Below are 20,954 nucleotides of genomic sequence, written 5' to 3' on the forward strand. Positions count from 1 at the left end.
GATCAGTTCGTCGGCAGGAATCGGTGATAGCTATCGGGGTCGGTGAGGATGTCGCGCACCATATCAAAGAATTCGGGAACTGTCTGGCCCAGTGTCTGGGGTGAAAAATCAAACCAGTAGCGTTTGGAAAATTCGCCTTCGATGTCATTGTGATAGCGGCGCAAGAACTCGTGCATTTCCTGCACTAATTGTTGCTTTCTGGTGTCCTCGGTCAATCGGGCATAGCCAGCAATCGCCGCGGGTACGCTTTGATATTCCAAATCCATATCCTGATGAAGATAGCTGCCAATCAGGCCTGAAAGTGCGTCGAAATCGTCAGTCATTGTTGGCATGGTCAATCGTTACTCTTACGGAACGGGATAGGAGGTGAGAATATAATGGGTCATGCCATTATAAGTCTCTTTCTTTAAAATAATCCGGAGCCTCGTCATTTGTTGAACCTGCCCTGATGCTCGGACCACACCTTGTCCGATCACCCGTCCTGCATCGAACACAATGGGTGGTTCCAGCTTGGAGCCAATGGCGGCATTCTGTGACCATTGCATGATCCGTGCTTGGTTCAACCTCAATGCTCTGGAAATTTGATCTTCAGCGATGCGCAGACTGCTGAAGGACGAGATAACGGGAGGGGGCGCGCGATTGGGTGCTGTTTGTGCGATCCGTTGGCGTAGGAATGCTTCATCCTTGGCAATATGCCTCTCTATCGTATGGCCGCCAAGGCGGCTTCCCGCCTGCGCTTCGTGCTGCATCAAAGAGATACGGCCGGATCTGATGGCGGCTGCGCGAACTGCGCCAGCCATTGCAGCCCCACCGATTGGCACCACAAAGTCCATCGCCATGCCGATGTTGTCTGCTGCGTGGGGCGATGCACCAAGAGATTTCGCGAGGGACGACGTGCCTCTCTCCGTCCAGGAGCGTTCGTTTTGCCCCGTCCATAATTGTCGTCCGCCTGTGGTGCATTGATCTGCGGCATGAAGCGCCAAAGCTCCTCCACCGACCTTGGTCAACATTGTCGGTTCTGGTGTGGCAAGAAGTGCTCCGGCCGTCAGGCCTTCCGCAGCGCAGCCGAGCAAGCGTAATCCGCCTATGACCCTGTTGCCCAGTGTTCCGCTTTGTTCGACCGTTTCCCCTTCAAGGACCGCCGCCAACTGAACGGCAGATACAGCGATAACCAATCCCCCCTCTATCGGAGCATTGCTTTCATTTTCTGTTGGCATGGATAACCTCCCAAACATTCCAGAATTGGGAAGGTTTCATTTTTCGCGGAATTTTACAACCCCGGCAAGGGATAAACCTGAAGGTTGCCGAAGACCCAATGCTGACACATGGAACTCATGGTCCATTCAATAGCAACAGAGCCATGTCGACCATAATACCAAAGCTCGAAGATGCTACCGCATCCTCGCTTTGAAGAGATTTCGAATATCTCAAATGCATGACGGGCTTGAGATATTCGAAAACGGAATACAAAGAGTCATTGAAAATGACTCTTTGTATAAGACATAGCGGTGTAAGCGAGTGCGTCATTCAAACGGCTACTCACGCGATCCCAAGCTTACAGCAGCGTCCCGCTCAAAATCACCAGCGCGACGGTGAAATAAATCACCAGCCCACTGACATCCACCAGCGTCGCCACAGCCGGGGCTGACGCGCTGGCGGGGTCGAGCCGTAGGCGTTGCAGCAGGAAGGGCAACATCGAGCCCGCCATCGAGCCGAACGTGACGATGCCGATCAGGGCGGCAAACACGGTGAAGCCGACCAGCAGCCAGTGATCGCCGTAATTATAGAGACCCATATGCTGCCACAGCGCAATGCGCACGAAACCGACCAGGCCGAGAATGGTCCCCAGTGTCATGCCCGTGGGCAATTCACGGATGGCAACCCGCCACCAGTCGGACAGTTTCAATTCGCCGACAGCCAGCGCACGAATGATCAGCGACGTTGCTTGTGAACCGGAATTGCCGCCCGAGCTCATGATCAGCGGGATGAACAGGGTCAGCACCACCGCCTTTTCCAGCTCGCCTTCAAAATATTGCATGGCGCTGGCCGTCAGCATCTCCCCGAGGAACAGGGCAGCCAGCCAGCCGGCCCGCTTCTTGATCATGCCGGCAAAGCCGATCTGCATATAGGGCTTGCCCAATGCTTCCATGCCGCCGAATTTCTGGGCGTCTTCGGTCGTATCGGCAATCATCGTGTCGATCACGTCATCGACGGTGACAATGCCCAGCATCTGGCCTGTGTCGTTAGTGACGGGCAGGGCCAGCAGGTTGTTGCGACGGATCAGGCGAGCCACTTCCTCCTGTGTCATCAACGGGCTTGCATGCACGACACCATGACATTGGGCGACCGACAGGATGGACGCCTCGGGCTCTACGGTGATCAGCCGCCGCAGCGTGACCACGGCAATGAGCGTCCGGGTGATACGGTCCAGCACATAGATCGCATAGACGGTCTCGCTGGCGTTTTCCACCATCCGCACATGGGCCAGCGTTTCGGCAACGGTGAAATCATCGGGAACGCTGACGAATTCCGTCGTCATGATCGAGCCGGCGGTGCGCTGCGGATAGGCCATCAGATGTTCGACAGCATGGGCCGTGGCCGCATCGAGCCGCGAGAAGATCACCATGCGGCAGCGGTCGTCCATCGCCTGGAAGATGTCGGCGACCCGGTCGTGGGCGGTGGCTTTCAGCAGGCGCACGGCTGTATCGACCGGCAGGGCCGCGATGATGTCGGCCGCATGCACCAGTTCGGGGCGGGCAATGACGCGCAGCGCCTTTGGCTGCGGCAGGCTAGCCAGCATGGCGGCGGCCTCGGAAACGTCCAGCGCATTCAGCTGTTCGATCCGGTCCGTAACGGTGACGACATTGAGGCTGTCGTTGAGAAGGTGGCGGGCAGCATGACTGGCCCGCAGAGGAAGGCGTTGGATGTTCATTGTGCTTGCCTTTCCGTCGATCCGCCGTAGCGCAACCGACCGGCAAGCTGACGGAACCGTCAGAGCAGGGCGACCGCGTACGGCATGGACAATCGACTGCTACTGTCGCTTGGCATCTTATCGATGACTCCGTTGATATCCGTGCGGGAAGTTCCCGCTCGTTCATATTAGCTGCGCCTCTGCCTGCGCAAAGTCAAGAGGGGGATAGCGGTTGGAATCGGAGTCAAAGCGTCGGGCGCATTACACAATTCGGTGAGTGTCGGCTCTGTCTTGATATAAGAGCCATTTCACCGCGTATTCCGCGGCCCTGTTGGCCCACGCGCACGCGAATTTCCGAGGTTATGCAAGGACTTGCTCAATAAATTCCGCCGTGACTTTCTCGGTCGGAAAGGCTGCAAAACGGTGGGCGCAGCACTCACGGTCGGTTAACCACGCACACAGAACACATTCAATACCTACTGTTGGTGCGGGTCGGTAGCGCGCTTGCGCAAGGGACCGGTCAGGACGCTGATTGGCGCTGTAGCGCAACCGAGATCAGGAAGACCACGAGGCCTAGAAGCGACAGAACCGCACCGACATAGCCGGTTGCGCCATAGCCGTAACCCGCGGAAATCACCATGCCGCCCAGCCAGGCGCCGAGGGCATTGGCGATATTGAAGGCTGAGTGGTTCGATGCTGCCGCGAGCGTCTGGGCGTCGGCGGCAACATCCATCAGTCTCGTCTGCACGGCGGGACAGGCGGCGAAACCGCAGCCGGTCAGAAAGACGCAGATGCACAGCATGACCGGATTGGCGGCGGTCAGCGAAAAGATCGTCATCAGCACGACGTTGAAGGCCAGCATGCCGCCGATTGTGCCGTTCAGCGAATAATCGGCCATGCGTGAGCCAACCACATTGCCGACATTCATGCCGATGCCGAACAGCGCCAGTACGACGGCAATCATCGAGGCGGGTAGTCCGGCGGTGTCGGTGGTGGTCTTGGCGATATAGCTGAAGATTGAGAACATGCCGCCAAAGCCCACCGCAGCCACCGCAAGCGCCAACCAGACTTGTAACCGGCCGAAAGCGCCGAGCTCGCGGCGAATGCTGGCGCCTTCCGCTACCGTGTCCTTGCGCAGGTTGAACGCGATCAGCACCGCCGTCAGCGCGGCAATTGCCCCGACCAGCATGAAGGCGGCCCGCCAGCTCATCATCTGGCCAAGGAAGGTGGCAAATGGCGTGCCGATCAGTGTGGCGATGGTCAGACCCAGCATGACGCGGCCAACGGCGCGCGCCCGCTTGTGCGGCTCGACCATCGATGCGGCCACCAGGGCGGCGACGCCGAAATAGGCGCCATGCGGCAGGCCAGTGATGAAGCGCAGGACGGTGAAACTCAGAAAGCCCGGGGCCATTGCACTGGCGATATTGCCAAGAGCAAACAGGCACATCAGCATCAGCAGCAATGTCTTGCGTGGCAGTTTTGCCGCCAGTGCGGCAATGATCGGCGCTCCGACGACCACGCCCAATGCATAGGCGCTGATCACGCGGCCTGCTTCCGGTACGCTGACGGAATAGGTTTGCGCCACTTCCGGCAGGAGGCCCATGATGGCGAACTCGCCGGTGCCAATGCCAAATCCGCCGACGGCCAGCGCAAACTCAATCAACAGGACGGTGCGCGGCGACAGGGCGGCTTCGGTCCGGTCTGGGCTTGGTCTGACGGGCGAGGGGGCAAACCGGATCGTATCATTCATAAAATCATCCCGGCACCGGAGCAAGGCTGGTGCTGTTCAATAGAAGGGTAGCAGGGAGGACTGCTCGACGCAGCTGAATCGCGAAATAACCCATTTGGCGTACCCATCATGAAGCCGCTGACCTTGTGGCGGTCATGCGCAAGGCAAGACGGCGAAGATCGCAAACCTGCGGATGGGATGGTCAAACGTGATGCCGTTACCCTTAGCATGCATGTGTGCGTTGCGGTAGAATGATAATGATCATCTTGATCTTTTCAGCTGCAAACCCGATTTGCAGCAGACGCATGCAACATAATCGACGGCGGATCGTTAAAATGCGTTGTCGTGCGGTTTCAACGTAAGGCACACCGTATGGAACCTAGCATCGGACAACAAGAGCAGGGGGGCGAATGAAGATCAAGGCCGTTTTCAACCGGGAGGGCGGGACCTTTCGCACCACCGACATGGATGCCTATTGTGCACGCGCCGAGCAAATCTTCCGCGATGCTGGTCATGAGATCGACACCATGGCTGTTGATGGCCGTGATATCGTCAAGGCCTTGGAGACCGCTGCAAAGCAGGGTTATGACGCGCTGATTGCCGGTGGTGGCGACGGGACCATTTCGGCTGCCGCCGGTATCGCCTGGAAAGCCGGCCTGCCGCTCGGCGTCGTACCCGCCGGGACGATGAACCTGTTTGCACGCTCGCTGAAACTGCCGCTCGATATCTGGCAGGTTCTGGAGGTGCTGGCCTCTGCGGAGGTCCAATCCGTTGATATTGCCACTGCCAATGGTCAGCCCTATGTCCACCAGTTTTCCGCGGGCCTGCACGCCCGGATGGTCCGCCTGCGCAACCGGATGGATTATGCCTCGCGCTTTGGCAAAATGCGGGCCAGCACCAGCGCAGCGATCAGCGTGATGTTCAATCCGCCTCGCTTCGACGTCGTTTTCGATATCGACGCCGATGGACGGCAGGATAGCAAGGAAGTGTCCGCCGTTTCGGTTTGCAACAACCCGGTTGGAACCAATCCGTTGTTTTATGCCGATGATATTACCACCGGACAACTTGGGATTTATCTTGCGGCACCCCTCGATTCGGTTGGAATGGTGGGGTTGGCGATTGATATTTTGCGCGGTAAACTCACGGAAAACCAGGCTGTCACATCGGCCACCTCACAAATCGTCAAGCTGCATTTCCCAAAACACCGTCACGGCGTCGCCTGCGTGATCGATGGAGAACTGCTGCACATGCCCCGCGACGTGGAGATCAGAATCCATCCCGGAGAACTGAAGGTCTTGGCACCAGCCCTTCAGGTATAGCGCACCTCATAGAAACGCCCGGACGAGCCGGGCGTTTAAACTATCACAATTTTACCAAAGCTTTAATGCGTAAACGCAGCCGCAATCAAGGCCTTGGTATAGTCCTCGGCGGGGCTTTCGAAAATGTCGTCCGTCGGCCCTTCCTCTACAATTTTGCCGTTCTTCATCACGATCACATGGTCGGAAATCGCCTTGATCACCGACAGGTCGTGGCTGATGAACACGTAGGACAGGTCGTGCTTCTGTTGCAGGTCGCGTAGCAACTCGATCACCTGCCGCTGCACGGAACGGTCCAGGGCCGAGGTCGGCTCATCGAGGATCACCACTTTCGGCTTAAGGATCATCGAGCGGGCGATGGCGATACGCTGACGCTGGCCGCCGGAAAACTCGTGCGGATAGCGGTTGCGCGAGGCCGGATCGAGGCCAACCTCCTTCAAGGCGGCAATGGCGCGCTTGTCGCGCTCCGCTTTGCTAAGGTTCGGTTCATGCACGTAAAGCCCTTCGGTGATGATCTCGCCAACCGTCTGGCGTGGCGAGAGCGAGCCGTAGGGGTCCTGAAATACCAGCTGCAATTGACGGCGGAAGGGCCGCATCCCGGCGCGGTCGAGGCCGGAAATATCCGTTGTTTCGAAGCTGAAGCGCCCATCGGCCGAAAGTAGTTTCAAAAGCGCCCGACCGAGTGTCGATTTACCCGAGCCGGATTCGCCGACGATGCCGATGGTCTGGCCCTTTCGGAGTGTCAGATTGACATGATCGACGGCCCGAAACTTTCGATTGCCCTTGAACAGGATGCCGGAACTGATGTTGAAATCCACCACGACATTGCGGCCTTCGAGAATGACAGGCGCATCGGAGGGCGGTGCGGCCTTGGAGCCTGATGGTTCGGCGGCCAGCAGCATCTTGGTGTAATCGACCTGGGGACGCTCAAAAATATCGTCGCGGCTGCCCTGTTCGACAATTTCGCCGCGCCGCATCACCGCTACGCGGTCAGCGACGTGGCGAACCACGCCGAGATCGTGGGTGATCAACACGATGGCCATGCCGAAGCGCTTTTGCAGATCGGCGAGAAGGTCGAGGATCTGCGCCTGGATCGTCACGTCCAGCGCCGTGGTCGGCTCGTCGGCAATCAGCAGGTCCGGCTCGTTGGCGAGCGCCATGGCGATCATCACGCGCTGGCGCTGGCCACCGGACAATTCATGCGGATAGCTGTCGATCCGCCGCTCCGGTTCCGGGATGCCGACCAGCTTCAGCAATTCCAGCACGCGGGCGCGCGCCTTCGACCGGCTCATGCGGCGGTGAAAAATCAACGGCTCGGAAATCTGCTTGCCGACCGTGTAGAGCGGATCGAGCGAGGTCATCGGCTCCTGAAAGATCATGGTGATCTTGGAGCCGCGCACGTCGTTCAGCGTTGAGATGCTGGCCCCTGCCAGTTCGGTTTCGCCGTAGCGGGCTGAACCGGCGACTTGGCCGTTGGAGGCCAGAAGCCCCATGATGCCCATCATCGTCTGGCTTTTGCCGGAGCCGGATTCACCGACGATGGCCAGCGTCTCACCTTTCTTGACGTCGAAGGAAATGCCCTTGACAGCATTCACCTCGCCATCGGGCGTGGTGAATGTGACCTTCAGGTCCTTGACGGTCAGTACCGTCTGGTTCTCGGTCTTGTCCATGCTTATCGGTCCTTGGGATCAAGCGCATCGCGCAGCCCGTCGCCCACGAAATTGAGCGAAAACAGGGTGACGACGAAGAAAATGGCCGGGAAGATCAGCAGCCATGGCGTGTTTTGAATGTTTTGCGCGCCATCCGAAATCAATGTTCCCCAGCTGGCCAGTGGTGCTTGTACGCCAAGACCGAGGAAGGAAAGGAAGCTTTCGGTGAGGATCACCTGCGGCACCACCACGGTGACGAAGACGATGACCGGGCCAATGGTGTTGGGAATGATATGGCGGCGAATGATCTGCCAATCCGTCAAGCCCAAAGCCTCTGCCGCGCCGACAAATTCACGCCGTTTCAACGACAAGGTCTGACCACGGACGATCCGGGCCATTTCCAGCCATTGTACGGCCCCGATCACCAGGAACATCAACAGGATGGAGCGGCCGAAAAACACCACCATGACAACAACCAGGAACACGAAGGGCAGCGAATAAAGGATTTCGACGATGCGCATCATCACATTGTCGACCCGTCCGCCAAGATAGCCAGAGGTTGCCCCATAGATCACCCCGATGCCGAGGGAAACGAGGCTGGCGGCAATGCCGACGGCAATCGAGATCTGTCCGCCCAGCATAACGCGAACCATCAGATCGCGGCCATTGCTGTCGGTGCCGAAGAAGAAATATTCTTGGCTGACACGTCCGCTCAACGTCATCGAAAGCTGGTCGGGCGTGGTCTCAGTGACGCGGGTGTCATGAAACTCATTGACGCGGTCGAAATAGCGAATACTGCGGGGATCGACGGGCTTGTCGGAGGAAATCTTCACGGTAAACGTGCCGTTTTCCACCGTAAAACTGTCCAGTTTCAGCCGTGCCCGCATGGCAGCACTTTCCGCTACCTGTTGAAGAGAGGCAGGGTCGGGAAAGGGTTTCAGGCTCGGAGGCACAGAAACATAGGAGGAAAACACCTGGTCATAGCTGTGGCTGCTGAACAGAGGCCCGGCAAAGGAGAACAGGGCAATGAGCAGCAGGATCACGCAGCCGCCCATGGCTGCCTTATTCCGGCGGAACCGCAGGAGCGCCAATTGGCCCAGGCTGCGGCCTTCAATCGAAGGGGAGGTGATGGTGGTATCAGTCATGGCGGACCCTCGGATCGAGCAGGCCGTAGGCGATGTCGACAAGCAGATTGAAGACGATCACGAAGATCGAAACCAGCAAAACGGTTGCCATCACCAGCGGATAGTCCCGGTTCAGGGCGCCGATGACAAAGAAACGTCCGACGCCTGGAATGGTGAAAATGCTCTCGACCACGGCAGAGCCGGTCAAAAGAGCCGCGGCTGCGGGCGCGAGATAGGAAATAACCGGCAGCAGCGCACCGCGCATGGCATGGGTTATGATGACCGTGCGCGAGGGCAGGCCATAGGCGCGGGCCGTGCGGATATGGTCGGTATGCAGGGCTTCGATCATTGAGCCGCGGGTGAGGCGGGCGATAATGGCGACCTGGGGCAGGGCCAGTACGGTAATCGGCAGCGCCAGATAGTAGAGCGAACCATCACCCCAGCCACCGGCGGGAAGCCAGGACAGCATCAAAGCGAAAATCAGCGTCAACACCGGCCCGACCACGAAATTCGGGACGGTAATGCCAATCGTCGCAAACGACATGACGGTAAAATCGATCCAGCCGTTTTGCCGAAGCGCTGCGATTGTTCCCAGAATGACGCCTAAAATCAGCGCGATAATCAGCGCGGTGCCGCCAAGCTTGATGGAATAGGGAAGCGCCTGCGAAATCAACTGCGCAACGGTATTGTCCTTGTAGACGAAGCTCGGACCAAAATCCCCTTGGAAGGCATTGGCGAGATAATGCAGATATTGTTTCCACAAGGGATCGTTGAGGTGGAATGTCGCGATGATATTTTCCATGGTTTGCGGCGGTAATGGCCGTTCAAGGCTGAACGGTCCACCCGGAGCAAAGCGCATCAGGAAAAATGAAATGGTCACGACGATGAAGATCGTCGGTATCGCGCTCATCAGTCGGCGCAGAACAAAGTTGATCATGGTCAAATAGCAGACGCGCGGCCAGACCTTTCGGTCCCCGCGCGTCGCTCTCCTTTGAGGTTACTTGGACAGGCTCAGATACTTGGAGAGGTGCCAATCAACGCCACTGTCGCCCCAGCCCTGCACGTTTTCAGAAACCATCCACAGATTGGACCGGAAATAAAGCGGCATGATCGGCTGGTCCTTGACCTGAATCGCTTCAGCCTGCTTCATCAGCTCCATGCGCTTGGCCTGATCGGTTTCCTTGTAGGATTTCGCCATCAGCGCGTCGAATTCCGGGTTATTCCAATGCGGATAATTGAAGGTCTTGTTGTCGCTGATTTGCAGCGCCAGGAAATTTTCCGGGTCGGCGTAGTCGGCAGCCCAGGCCGCACGTGCAACGTTGAACTTGCCGCCTTCCTGCAAGTAGGAGTAATGCGAGGCCACATCGAGATTGGTCAGCTTGACCGTAGCGCCGAAGGTGGTCTTCCACATGTCGGCAATGGCGGTCGCCAGCCGTTCGTGGTCGGCATTGGTGTTGTAGCGAATTTCGATGTTCAGCGGCTTGCCGCCCTTGCCGTAACCGGCCTCTTTCATCAATTCAACGGCCTTGTCCTCGCGGTCGATCTGCGAAAGCTTGGCAAATTCAGGCTGTGGGCCTGCGCCATAGCCTTCCATGCCCGGCGGCACAAAGCTATAGGCCGGGATGACGGCACCGGAGCGAATGTCATTGGCGACGAAATCGCGGTCGACTGCCATGGACAGAGCCTGGCGGACCCGCACGTCGCTATAGGGGGCTTCGCGGGTGTCGAAAGCATAGTATTCTGTCGCGAGTGACGGCGTTGCGTGAACCTGTGCGCCAAATGCAGCCTTGAGGCGCTTCAACTGATCGAGCGGCAGGCCGTAGCTGACATCCAGCTCCTTGGCTTCATAGCGGCGCTGCGCTGCGGCCTGATCGTCGATCGGGTAAAAGATCACCTTGTCGAGCTTGACGTTCTTCGCATCCCAGTAGTTTTCATTTTTAACGACGGTCAGGCTGTCATTCGGCACATGGGCTTGCAGCTTGAAGGCGCCGTTGGACACCATGTTGCCCGGCTTGACGAATTGCTCGCCGAATTTATCATAATTGGCCTTGCTGATCGGCAAGGAGGTATAATGGGTCATCAATTGCAGAAAGAACGGTGTTGCCTGTTCCAGGGTGATTTCCAGCGTGTGGTCATCCACCGCCTTCACACCAAGCTGTTCGGGCGGCAATTCACCCTTGTTGACCTTCTGGGCATTTTTGATCGGATAAAGAATATTGGCATATTCGGCGGCTGTCTTCGGATTTTCCTCACGCTGAAGGGAGAAGACGAAGTCGCCAGCCGTCAGAGGTGTGCCATCAGACCACTTGGCATCCTTGCGCAGGTTGAACGTGTAGACCGTGCCGTCCGTGGAGATTTTCCAGCTTTCGGCCACGCCTGGCTGGATCTTGCCAGCATTGTCAAACACCACGAGACCTTCGTAAAGGTCCTGCATGATATGACCTTCGATGTCGATCGAGATATGGGCCGGATCAAGCGACTTGGGCTCTGCGCCATTGCCGCGCCGAAGCACCGCTTCCGCCAATGCACTGCTTGCACCAAACAGCAGGGAACCTGCCAGCACTGCCGTTGCCAATCGGATTTTCATCTTGGTCATTCTTGTTGTCTCCGCGCCCGTAGGGAATTCGTTCGGTTGTTGACCAAATGGTAAAACTGCCCAAAAAACAAGCCCTGCCTTCAAAAAAACATTGTCGGTTTCTGACCAGAGGCACTTTGTGCTCAAAAGGCAAAATGTTTTCCACAGTCTGGCCCTGCCTCCCCATGATTTCAGGGGAAGTTGGTGCTCCATTCTGTCCGTCGGCGTTATTTTAGTATTTTATTATTCAAAATGCGATGTCCATGGGATCACATTCCGCTGAACGGTTCTCATGCTGCGGCAGTTCTGGACATGGCAGGCGCGTTTACAGGCGCGGCAGATAGGTCCGGTAATCGAAATCCGACACGGTGCGCAGGTACGTGATCGCTTCCTTGCGCTTGGTATCGCCATAGAGTTGGCGATATTGTTTTCCGAAAACATCGGCGATGAAATCAGACGTGCGGAAGGCATCGACGGCGGTCAGGAAGTCATGGGTCAGAAGGTCCGGGCTTGTGGCTGGCGCATCAGGCGTGGTCACTGGGCCGGGATCGAGATCGGCCTCCAGGCCCTTCAACATGCCGCCGAGAATGGCGGCGAGCAGCAGATGCGGATTGGCGTCGGCCCCCGCTACCCGGTGCTCGATCCGTGCTGCCGGGCCGTCCTTGTCGGGAATACGAATAGCGGTGCCGCGATGGCCGAAACCCCAGTCGATCCGGTCGGGCGCAAAGGAGCCGGGCTGGAAACGGCGATAGGAATTGGCAAAGGGTGCAAAAATCAGCTGCGCTTCCCGCATGGTCTGCAACAGGCCCGCCGTCACCGATTTCAGCTTGACCGGTTCGCCGCCTTTGGCATCGAGAATATTGCGGCCTTGCGTATCGATGATGCTGACATGCACATGCAGGCCGGAACCGGCCTGATCACCATAGGGCTTGGCCATGCAGGTGGATTTCAGCCCATGGCGCCGGGCGGCAAATTCGGCGACGCGCTTCAAATAGATACAGTCATCCGCTGCGGCCATAGCGTCGGGCCGGTGCAGGAGATTGACCTCGAACTGGCCGGGTCCGAATTCCGCTGTCGTGGCATCGGCGGGCAGGCCAATGGCATCGGCATAGGCGCGCACGGTGGCGAGATAATCCTCCATCGCTCCGGTTGCCCGCATGTCATACAGCTGAAAGCCGTTCGGCTCGCCGCGATAGGTCAGCGCCTTGGGCGGCATCGGCCTTCCGGTCTCGCGCCAATCATCCTCCATCACGTAAAATTCCAGCTCGGTTGCTACGACAGGCGTCAGGCCTAATGCCGTAAACCGTTCCAGCACCCTGGCCAGAATGGCGCGCGGGCAGACGAAATGCGGCTTTCCTTCTAGCGTGTGCATGGTGGCCAGCACCTGTTTGGAGCCTGATGGTGCCCACGGCATGGAGCTAAGCGAACGCTTGTCGGGAATGCACAGGCCATCGGGATCGCCCAAGGTCAGCGAAATGCCGGTCAGGTCGTCATTGTCGTCGCCCCAGATATCCAGCGACTGGGTGGAGGCGGGCAGGCGGACACTGTTTTTCCAGACCTTGTCCTCAGCACTGAGCGGGATCATCTTGCCGCGCAGATCGCCATTCATGCCCACCAGCAGGATTTCGATCCGGGCCTGCGGGTCGAGGGCGGTGCTGGTGGAGGCGTCGATCTGGGTCATGGCGGGCTTTCGAAAGAGGTGTGCCAGCCCTTGGCGGTTCTTGCCAAAGCTGGGGCATATCGTCATGGTCGTAGCGGATAAATTGCCGCCTTTCAATGCGACACCGCCGCCTGAGGATGCCTGCCATGAACGAGAAACCTGCCACCCTTTCCAATCTTGCCGCCATCGATGCCGCTCATCATCTGCACCCGTTCAATGACACCAAAAAGCTGAATGAGGCAGGTGTGCGCATTATTGAGCGCGCCGAGGGCGTCCATATCTGGGATGCGACGGGCAAGAAATATCTCGATGCGTTTGGCGGGCTATGGTGCGTCAATGTCGGTTATGGCCGCAAGTCGATTGCCGATGCGGCCTATGCGCAAATGCAGGAACTACCCTATTACAACACGTTTTTCGGCTCCACCACGCCACCAGCGACGCTGCTGGCCCAGAAAGTGACCAGCCTGGCCGGGCCGCAGATGAACCATGTGTTCTTCACAAATTCGGGTTCCGAGGCCACCGATACATGGTTTCGCCTGGCGCGGGTCTATTGGAAGGCGCTCGGCCACCCCACCAAGACGCAGGTGATCGCTCGCAAGAATGGCTATCATGGCTCGACCGTGGCGGGCGCTTCGCTGGGCGGTATGAAATACATGCATGAACAGGGCAATCTGCCGATTGAGGGCATTCACCATATCAACCAGCCCTATTGGTATGGCGAGGGCGGCATCCTTTCGCCTGAGGAGTTTGGCCTGAAGGCCGCGCAGGAGCTGGAAGCGAAAATTCTGGAACTTGGCGCGGAAAACGTTGCGGCCTTCGTGGCCGAACCCGTGCAAGGGGCGGGTGGGGTTATCATTCCGCCGGATAGCTATTGGCCGGAGATCGTGCGCATTTGCCAGCACTATGATGTGCTGCTGGTCTCCGACGAAGTGATCTGCGGCTTTGGCCGGTTGGGCAGCTGGTTCGGCTATCAGCATTTCGGTTTCGAGCCGGATCTGGCCCCGATCGCCAAGGGCCTATCGTCAGGCTACCTGCCGGTCGGCGGCGTGCTGGTCTCGGACCGGGTGGCCGAGGTGCTGATCAATGAGGTCGGCGATTTCAATCACGGCTATACCTATTCCGGCCATCCGGTCTGCGCGGCAGCGGCATTGGAAAATATCCGTATCCTCGAAGATGAAAAACTGGTGGAGCGGGTGCGCGACGATATCGGCCCTTATTTCGCCACGGCGCTGGCGTCGCTTGCCGATCATCCGTGCGTGGGCGAGGTGGTCAGCCTTGGGCTGATCGGTGCGGTGCAACTGACGGCAGACAAGGCGTCGCGCCATCGCTTCGCCAAACCCGACGATGTCGGCGCGCAAGTGCGCAATCAGTGCGTTGCCAATGGCGTGATTGTCCGCGCCACCGGCGACCGCATGTTGTTTTCGCCGCCATTTATTATCTCCCGCGCCGAGGTTGATGAGGCGGTGGAGGTTTTGGGCAAGGCGCTGGATTGGCTGCGCGATCACTATCGCGAATAGGTCACGTCATACCAAGGTCATTTTCAATGGCCTTGGTATCAGGCAGGTTTCCAATCAAAGGGCAGGGGCGCTTCGCGGAAGGCGAAGCGGTCGAGATGGCTGGAGACCACGCCTTTGAAGCGCTCCAGCAGGTCCTCGCTTGCGGCTTCGATGGTGACGGTCAGTCCTGCCTCGTCGCAGGTCATCACAGCGATGGCGTTGTCGAATTTGACGGTACCTTTTTGATCGCCGAGATCGACCTCCAGCTTGTGGCTCCAGTGTTTGCAGAGTTGCTGAACATATTTCCAACCGTGTTCAGTGGGGACGGTGGCAATGGTTTTGGTCATGGTCAAAGCCTTTCAATCTTGCTGGCTGCTTCATCGAGAATGCGGGCGACGTCCAATTGCGTCTCACGCGATACGTCGTCCTGGGCGAGCCGGTCATGGATCACGGCGCGCAGATTATGGATTGCCCGGCGCACCGGCCCGGCATCGGTGCGTTCGGTCAATTTGGCAAGGGCGGTCAGCCGGGCGATGGCAATCTCGACCGCCTCGGCATTGTCGTCGAGGTGGATTTTTCCAGCCTCGGTAATGCCCAGCAATTTGCGGGCGCCCTCAGTCTGTTGTTCTTCGGCAAGGCCCATATCCAGCAGCAGGGTCATGGTCGGATAGATCACGCCGGGGCTGGGCGCATAGGCACCGCCCGAGAGCCGTTCGATTTCGCGGATCAGGTCATAGCCATGGCGCGGCAGTTCCGAAATCAGCTTCAGCAGCACCAGCCGCAATTCGCCGGTTTCAAACATCCGGCGACGTTCGCCATCGCGTCCGTGCTTGCCGCCTGGTCCCTTGTGTCCAAAGGGACCGCCACGCATCGCCTGCATCAGGTCGGTAAGCCGATGACCATGCCTGCCACCATGCTCCCCTTGGTATTCGTGTGAATGAGAAAATCGCATTGTGTATCTCCGATAAGTTTTATAGGTCTAAGATATATCTTAGATAAAATCGATCAAGAGGCATTTTGATCTTTTTTGCCAAATCGAAATATCAGGGTGTGGTGGAGTAATAGAGGGCGTAGCCGAAGGAATAGAGCGAATGCGGCCGCCCATGCAGGAAGGGCAGGGCGATTTCGCCGACCGATTGGGCCTGTAGACCGGGATAGGTGGCGATCCAGTCCTTCATGGCCTTTGGCATTTCCGGGTTGGGCCTGCCGAAATTGCGCCAAATCACCATCAGCGGATGCTGTGCGTCGAAACGCGCCGGTGCAGGCACGCCGCTTGTCGGCGGAACGGTAACAGCAATATCGGGCGCGTGCAGGCGGATGTTGCCGGCCATCTGCTGATCGCTGGTCAGCACCAGAACTGGGCGGCTTGGCGCAGAGGCCAGCGCCGTGGCAACGGCCTGGCCATAGGGTACATTCTGCTTCTGGTAATGGCCGATAATGCCGGCACCGACCACGCGGCCATAGAGGATCACCGGCACCAGCACCATGATGGCAAGCGCGACGACCAGAAAGCGGCGCAACTGTCCCTCTTCGCCTAAGCCTGCTGCCTCGACTTTCAGGCAAAGATAGAGCGGCAGCATCAGGAAACAGGGCGCAAGCCAGCGGTCCTTGATGGCGCTGACGCCGCCGAAAATTACCATCAGCGCCAGAACGGCGACCACCAGCAGCATCATCCGGCCCAGCAGCCGGGTCCATTCATTGCTGGCGGACAAAACGGAGGCGGCTGGGCGCGGCAGATGCGGGAAGGGCAGGGTGCGGGCGAAGGGTATCAGCAGCAGCGCCATGGTGGGGGCTGCGCTGGCCAGAACCGCAGTGCTGAGCGATGTCAGACCCTTGAAGATCTGCTGTGGCAGGCTGGTAATATTGTCATCGGTCATTTTACCCAGCGTATTGCGGGTCGCTTCCTGCATATGCTGGAAAAACCACAGGGCATGCGGCAGCAAGATGGCCAATGCCACGCCAGCCGTCAGCAGGATGCGCCAGTCCATTACACGTCGGCGAAACTTCGGCTCCGCCAGGATGGCGAGGAAGGCGGCGCTGACCAATAGGACGAAGTTGTATTTGGAAATAAACCCACAGCCGATCGCAGCCCCGGTCAGGGCATAGCTCCAGCGACTGGGCGATTTCAGGGTCCGCAACACCCCGAACAGCAGCAGCGCGGTGCAGAAAATCAGCGCGACAGTATGGGTCAGGTCTCGCTGTGCCTCAAAGCTGATCTGCGGCATGGTCAACAGGCTAAGGCAGGCGATGATCACGAGATCACGGCTTTTCAGCACCTGCGCTGCGGCCAGCGCGATCAACACGTAGCTGGCAAACAGCATCAGGTTTTTCAATAGCGCCAGCGCCAGCCGGTTGGGGCCAAGCAGCTCCACCACACCATACTGGATCCAGTTATAGAACGGCGGTTGGCTGTCGTAACCGATTGACAGCCATTGCGCATAATAGAGCTGCTGGCCTTCATCGAGTTCCAGCGAGGCGGGCAAGGCCAGTCGCACCAGCACCTGCACGATGAAATAGACGCCCAGAAGAAGAAAGAGCGAAGCGGGCTTCTGCCGGAGCGTCGAAATCATCTCAGATATCCTTGGTATCCGGTGCTTGGGTATCCGGAGCCTGCTCATAGGTCTTGCGGATCACGTAGGCGCGGGGCGTATCGTAGGAACGGGTCAGCATTTCCGCGACAATGCCAGTGGTGATCATCTGGATCGAGGCCAAAAACAGCATGACGCCGACCAGCAGCAGCGGCCGCGTGCCGATATCCTCGCCCATCAGCTTGATGACGAACAGATAGAACAGGATCAGCGCGCTGAGCGTGCCGATGAAAAAGCCGATCATCCCGAAGAAATGGCCGGGCCTCTGGCGAAACCGCATGAAGAACAGCACGGCCAGCAGATCGAGCACGACGCGGGCGGTGCGGGAAATGCCGTATTTCGAGGTGCCAAACTGGCGGGCATGGTGATTGACCACGGTCTCGCCGATCCTTGACGATGGAATGACGCTGGCGACCCAGGCAGGAATGAAGCGGTGCATTCCGCCCATGATGCTGATCTGCTTGATGATATGGGCACGGTAGAGCTTCAGGCCGCAGCCGTAATCGTGGATGCGCACGCCGGTCACCTTGCCGATCAACCGGTTGGCGCACCAGGAGGGGATCTTGCGCAGCACCAGCGCATCCTGCCTGGCCTTGCGCCAGCCGCAGAGCAGGTCGAGATCGCGGCTTTCCAACTCGGTGATCATGCCGGGAATATCGTGCGGGTCGTTTTGCAGGTCGCCGTCCAGCGAGGCAATCAGCCGTCCGCGTGCCGCGTCAAAACCAGCCTGAAGGCCTGCTGCCTGGCCGAAATTGCGCTGGAATTCAATGATTTTCAGGTCGAGGCCTTCACGGCCGATATAGGCCTGCGCCCGGCTCAATGTCCGGTCTGTGGAGCCGTCGTCGATGACGATCAGTTCCCAGAGCTTGCCGAAATCCTTCAGCGCTTCCATCACCCGCTCGATCATCCGCCCGATATTGTCTTCTTCGTTCATGAAGGGAACGATGACCGACAGCTCGATCGCGGATGCGGCATCATCGGAGGAAGCATGGCCGGTCACGGCGGCGAAACGGTCTGTCGGCAAGGGAGGAACTCCGAAAATTGCTGGCCTTTATAAGTCCGGGTGTTATAGGAACCGGCGCGGCCACGCAATTCGGAACTGTCAGGGCAATGACCTCAATCGATCAAAGTCACCGCAAATCGTGGATAAAGCGCCATGGCGTTTCGCTCATCGCCTTTATCGCCATTGCCGCTTATGTGGTTTTTGTCGAAGCCGTCTGGGGCTGGGGGATGGTGCTGCGAGAGTGGCAGGCGCTGGGCCTTTCAACAGTGCTGCTGGCACTGGGCCTGTTGGTGTCCACCTCTCTGGTGCGGGCCTGGCGGATCTACGATTATTTTCCACACCAAACCTCGGGCCGGTTTACCGCGCTGTTTCATCTGGCGCAGGTCCATAATCTCCTCAATATTCTTCTGCCGTTTCGAAGCGGTGAAACCAGCTTTCCGCTGCTGATGCGCTCGGAATTTTCCGTGCCGCTGTTGTCTGGCACTTCGGCGCTGCTGGTGATGCGGCTCCTGGATCTGCACGCGCTTCTGGCCGCCGCCGGTCTCGGCCTGGTGCTGGGCAAGCCGCAGCCCAAAGTGTGGGGAATGGTCTGGCTGCTGTTTCTGGTCCTGCCGCTGATCGGCTTTGCGTTAAAACGCCCTGCTTTAGCTTTCGCAAGGGCGCGGTTTTCCGGCAGGCTGCTGAAGATGGTCGAAGGGGTGGAGGCAGGCCTGCCTGCGCATAAGGCGGCCTTTTTCCGGGCCTGGGCCATGACCATTGTCACCTGGGGTACCAAAGTTCTGGTGTTTGCCTGGGTGTTGAGCCTGATGCAGGTGACACCGCTATCTGCGGCTTTTGGCGGAGCGCTGGGCGGCGAGCTTTCCTCCGTCCTGCCGTTTCATGCGCCGGCTGGCGTCGGCACCTATCCGGCTGGCATCGTCGCCGGTGCGGCGGCTCTTGGAGCGGCAGTGCAGGATATGGACGGATTGGCCAAGGCCGCCGTCAACCTGCATCTGATCGTCATCGTTTCAGCCCTGCTCAGTGCAGCGCTGTCGCTGGCGCTGAACGCGATCTTCCCTTCGCCTGCGCAAAAGCCCTAAAACGGCAGGCATCAACGGCAAGGCATCGAAGCTGCTTACTGGAAGGCCGTTTCGAAAAAGCTTCTCAGCTTGCGCGAATGCAGTTTTTCGGTTGGCATGGCGCCGAGCTTCTGTAAGGCGCGGATACCGATCTGCAAATGCTGGCTGACCTGGGTCTTGTAGAAAGCCGTCGCCATGCCCGGCAGTTTCAATTCGCCATGCAGCGGCTTGTCGGAGACGCAGAGCAAGGTGCCATAGGGAACGCGGAAGCGGAAGCCATTGGCGGCAATCGTCGCGGATTCCATGTCGAGCGCAATGGCGCGCGACTGCGACAGGCGCTTCACCGGGCCGCGCTGGTCGCGCAGTTCCCAGTTGCGATTGTCGATGGTGGCTACCGTGCCGGTGCGCATGATGCGCTTCAGCTCGAAGCCTTCATAACCGGTAATTTCCTCGACAGCATCTTCCAGTGCCAGCTGCACTTCGGCCAAAGCCGGGATCGGTACCCAGACAGGCAGGTCGTCGTCCAGCACGTGGTCTTCACGCATATAGGCATGAGCCAGCACATAATCGCCGAGCCGCTGGCTGTTGCGAAGGCCAGCGCAGTGGCCAAGCATCAGCCATGCATGCGGGCGCAGCACGGCGACGTGGTCGGTAATGGTCTTGGCATTGGACGGGCCAACGCCGATATTGACCATGGTAATACCGGCATGCCCCTTCATTTTCAGATGATAGGCAGGCATTTGCGGCAGTCGGCCAAGCGGCGCGCCGGAAGAGGGCGCATTTTCACCCGCTTGCGTGGTGATATTGCCCGGCTCGACAAAGGCCGTATAGCCTTCGCCGCCATTGGCCATCAGGGTGCGGGCATAGGCGCAGAATTCATCCACATAGAACTGATAGTTGGTGAACAGCACGAAGTTCTGGAAATGCTTGGCGCTGGTCGCCGTATAATGCGACAGCCGCGCCAGCGAATAATCGATCCGCTGCGCCGTGAACGGCGCCAGTGGAAACGGTTCGCCGGCTGGCGGCTCATATTCGCCATTGGCGATCTCGTCGTCCGTGGTCGAAAGATCAGGCGTATCGAAAATATCGCGCAACTGGATATCGGAAAAGCCGGTGGGCGAAGCCTCGACATGCGCGCCTTCGCCAAAGGCGAAATGCAGCGGGATCGGCGTCGTTGATTCACAGACCTTGACCGGAACCTGATGATTGCGCATCAGCAGGGACAGCTGTTCCTTGAGATAATGGCGAAACAATTTCGGATTGGTGAGCGTCGTGGTGTAGACGCCGGGCGAGGTGACGTGGCCATAGGAAAGCCGGGTATCCAGATGGCCGAAACTATTGGTCTCAATACTGACCTGCGGATAGAAGGCCCGGTAACGACCCTCTATCGGCGCGCCATTGGCAAGGGCTGTAAATGCATCGATGAGAAACGCCGTATTGCGCTCATAGATTTCTGTAATCGCATCGACAGCCTCATTGGCATCGGCAAACAGCCTTGCCTCATAAGCGGGTGGGCTGATGATGGTGACGGGGATAGGCCCAGGGATGGAATTGACGATTCTATTGCTCATGAGACGTTATATATCGGTCTGAATAACAAGCAAACGACAGCCATGCATTTCCGCTGATTTTATCCCCTGCGCGCGGTGATGTTTTGATTGGCAAACGACGACCCGTTTTGCAGTGAATAGAGCCGCTCTCCCGCCAGGCCCGTGCGCAGGTTTTGCGGTATGCGGGCAGAATTGACGACCAGTATGGAAAACAGCGCCGCGAACACCGCCATGATAACCGTTACCGCCGTCAGCCGTAGTGCAATCTCTCTCATGATATCCCCCGATAGCTTGA

At 58.3% G+C, this 20,954-nt stretch carries 18 protein-coding genes; 3 read left to right on the top strand and 15 right to left on the bottom strand.

All coding sequences use genetic code 11. The annotated features are described in order from the left end of the window. Window positions 1-2 precede the first annotated feature (2 nt). From FS819_RS03960 to FS819_RS03975, 4 genes are all read right to left on the bottom strand, one after another. Complete coding sequence (locus FS819_RS03960; protein ID WP_234624884.1) at window positions 3-332, bottom strand: contact-dependent growth inhibition system immunity protein; 330 nt, start codon at window positions 330-332, stop codon at window positions 3-5. Window positions 333-347: 15 nt separating this feature from the next. Beyond that, window positions 348-1,217 (bottom strand): RNase A-like domain-containing protein, encoded by an 870-nt coding sequence (locus FS819_RS03965; RefSeq protein ID WP_156550566.1) that lies wholly within the window; start codon window positions 1,215-1,217, stop codon window positions 348-350. A 338-nt stretch (window positions 1,218-1,555) separates the two neighbouring features. Next, window positions 1,556-2,932: a magnesium transporter gene (gene mgtE, locus FS819_RS03970; protein WP_156550567.1), complete on the bottom strand. Its 1,377-nt coding sequence runs from the start codon at window positions 2,930-2,932 to the stop codon at window positions 1,556-1,558. A 499-nt stretch (window positions 2,933-3,431) separates the two neighbouring features. Further along, the gene (locus FS819_RS03975; protein WP_156550568.1) at window positions 3,432-4,661 is read right to left on the bottom strand and encodes an MFS transporter; all 1,230 of its coding nucleotides are present in this window, start codon (window positions 4,659-4,661) and stop codon (window positions 3,432-3,434) included. A gap of 389 nt (window positions 4,662-5,050) precedes the next feature. Between FS819_RS03975 and FS819_RS03980 the strand changes: the two genes are divergently transcribed. Next, window positions 5,051-5,959, top strand: coding sequence for a diacylglycerol/lipid kinase family protein (locus FS819_RS03980; protein WP_156550569.1), 909 nt, complete (start codon window positions 5,051-5,053; stop codon window positions 5,957-5,959). Between the two features lie 62 nt (window positions 5,960-6,021). Here the strand turns inward: FS819_RS03980 and FS819_RS03985 are convergent, their stop codons facing one another. The 5 genes from FS819_RS03985 to FS819_RS04005 all read right to left on the bottom strand — a co-directional run bounded on the left by FS819_RS03985 (window position 6,022) and on the right by FS819_RS04005 (window position 12,985). Continuing rightward, a complete protein-coding gene (locus FS819_RS03985; RefSeq protein ID WP_156550570.1) occupies window positions 6,022-7,626 on the bottom strand; it encodes an ABC transporter ATP-binding protein in 1,605 nt (534 codons plus the stop codon). Between the two features lie 2 nt (window positions 7,627-7,628). Next, a complete protein-coding gene (locus FS819_RS03990) occupies window positions 7,629-8,750 on the bottom strand; it encodes an ABC transporter permease (protein ID WP_156550571.1) in 1,122 nt (373 codons plus the stop codon). Beyond that, window positions 8,743-9,666 carry an oligopeptide ABC transporter permease OppB gene (gene oppB, locus FS819_RS03995; RefSeq protein ID WP_060715931.1) on the bottom strand — a complete coding sequence of 308 codons (924 nt, stop codon included), beginning with the start codon at window positions 9,664-9,666 and terminating at the stop codon, window positions 8,743-8,745. Before oppB ends, FS819_RS03990 begins: the two co-directional genes overlap by 8 nt. A 60-nt stretch (window positions 9,667-9,726) precedes the next feature. Next, window positions 9,727-11,325 (bottom strand): peptide ABC transporter substrate-binding protein, encoded by a 1,599-nt coding sequence (locus tag FS819_RS04000; protein WP_156550572.1) that lies wholly within the window; start codon window positions 11,323-11,325, stop codon window positions 9,727-9,729. 304 nt (window positions 11,326-11,629) lie between these two features. After that, window positions 11,630-12,985 (bottom strand): glutamine synthetase family protein, encoded by a 1,356-nt coding sequence (locus FS819_RS04005; RefSeq protein ID WP_156550573.1) that lies wholly within the window; start codon window positions 12,983-12,985, stop codon window positions 11,630-11,632. Between the two features lie 125 nt (window positions 12,986-13,110). Here FS819_RS04005 and FS819_RS04010 point away from each other — a divergent pair, with 125 nt between their 5' ends. Further along, window positions 13,111-14,481 (top strand): aspartate aminotransferase family protein, encoded by a 1,371-nt coding sequence (locus FS819_RS04010; RefSeq protein ID WP_156550574.1) that lies wholly within the window; start codon window positions 13,111-13,113, stop codon window positions 14,479-14,481. A gap of 38 nt (window positions 14,482-14,519) precedes the next feature. Here FS819_RS04010 and FS819_RS04015 read toward each other — a convergent pair whose 3' ends face one another. From FS819_RS04015 to FS819_RS04030, 4 genes are all read right to left on the bottom strand, one after another. After that, a complete protein-coding gene (locus FS819_RS04015) occupies window positions 14,520-14,807 on the bottom strand; it encodes a DUF2218 domain-containing protein (protein ID WP_156550575.1) in 288 nt (95 codons plus the stop codon). Between the two features lie 2 nt (window positions 14,808-14,809). Further along, complete coding sequence (locus tag FS819_RS04020) at window positions 14,810-15,412, bottom strand: PadR family transcriptional regulator (protein ID WP_156550576.1); 603 nt, start codon at window positions 15,410-15,412, stop codon at window positions 14,810-14,812. Between the two features lie 91 nt (window positions 15,413-15,503). After that, window positions 15,504-17,030 (bottom strand): glycosyltransferase family 39 protein, encoded by a 1,527-nt coding sequence (locus FS819_RS04025; protein ID WP_197434234.1) that lies wholly within the window; start codon window positions 17,028-17,030, stop codon window positions 15,504-15,506. A gap of 1 nt (window position 17,031) precedes the next feature. Further along, a complete protein-coding gene (locus FS819_RS04030) occupies window positions 17,032-17,982 on the bottom strand; it encodes a glycosyltransferase family 2 protein (protein ID WP_234624885.1) in 951 nt (316 codons plus the stop codon). 176 nt (window positions 17,983-18,158) lie between these two features. Here FS819_RS04030 and FS819_RS04035 point away from each other — a divergent pair, with 176 nt between their 5' ends. Next, complete coding sequence (locus FS819_RS04035; RefSeq protein ID WP_156550578.1) at window positions 18,159-19,130, top strand: lysylphosphatidylglycerol synthase domain-containing protein; 972 nt, start codon at window positions 18,159-18,161, stop codon at window positions 19,128-19,130. Between the two features lie 35 nt (window positions 19,131-19,165). Here FS819_RS04035 and FS819_RS04040 read toward each other — a convergent pair whose 3' ends face one another. After that, entirely contained in the window at window positions 19,166-20,680 is a 1,515-nt protein-coding gene (locus FS819_RS04040; protein ID WP_156550579.1) for an AMP nucleosidase, read from the bottom strand. Between the two features lie 59 nt (window positions 20,681-20,739). Next, on the bottom strand, window positions 20,740-20,934 hold the full coding sequence (locus FS819_RS04045; protein WP_070167446.1) for a hypothetical protein: 195 nt from the start codon (window positions 20,932-20,934) through the stop codon (window positions 20,740-20,742). Between the last annotated feature and the right edge of the window lie 20 nt (window positions 20,935-20,954).

The organism is Allorhizobium sp. Av2, assembly GCF_021462805.2.
GTDB lineage: Bacteria > Pseudomonadota > Alphaproteobacteria > Rhizobiales > Rhizobiaceae > Allorhizobium > Allorhizobium vitis_G.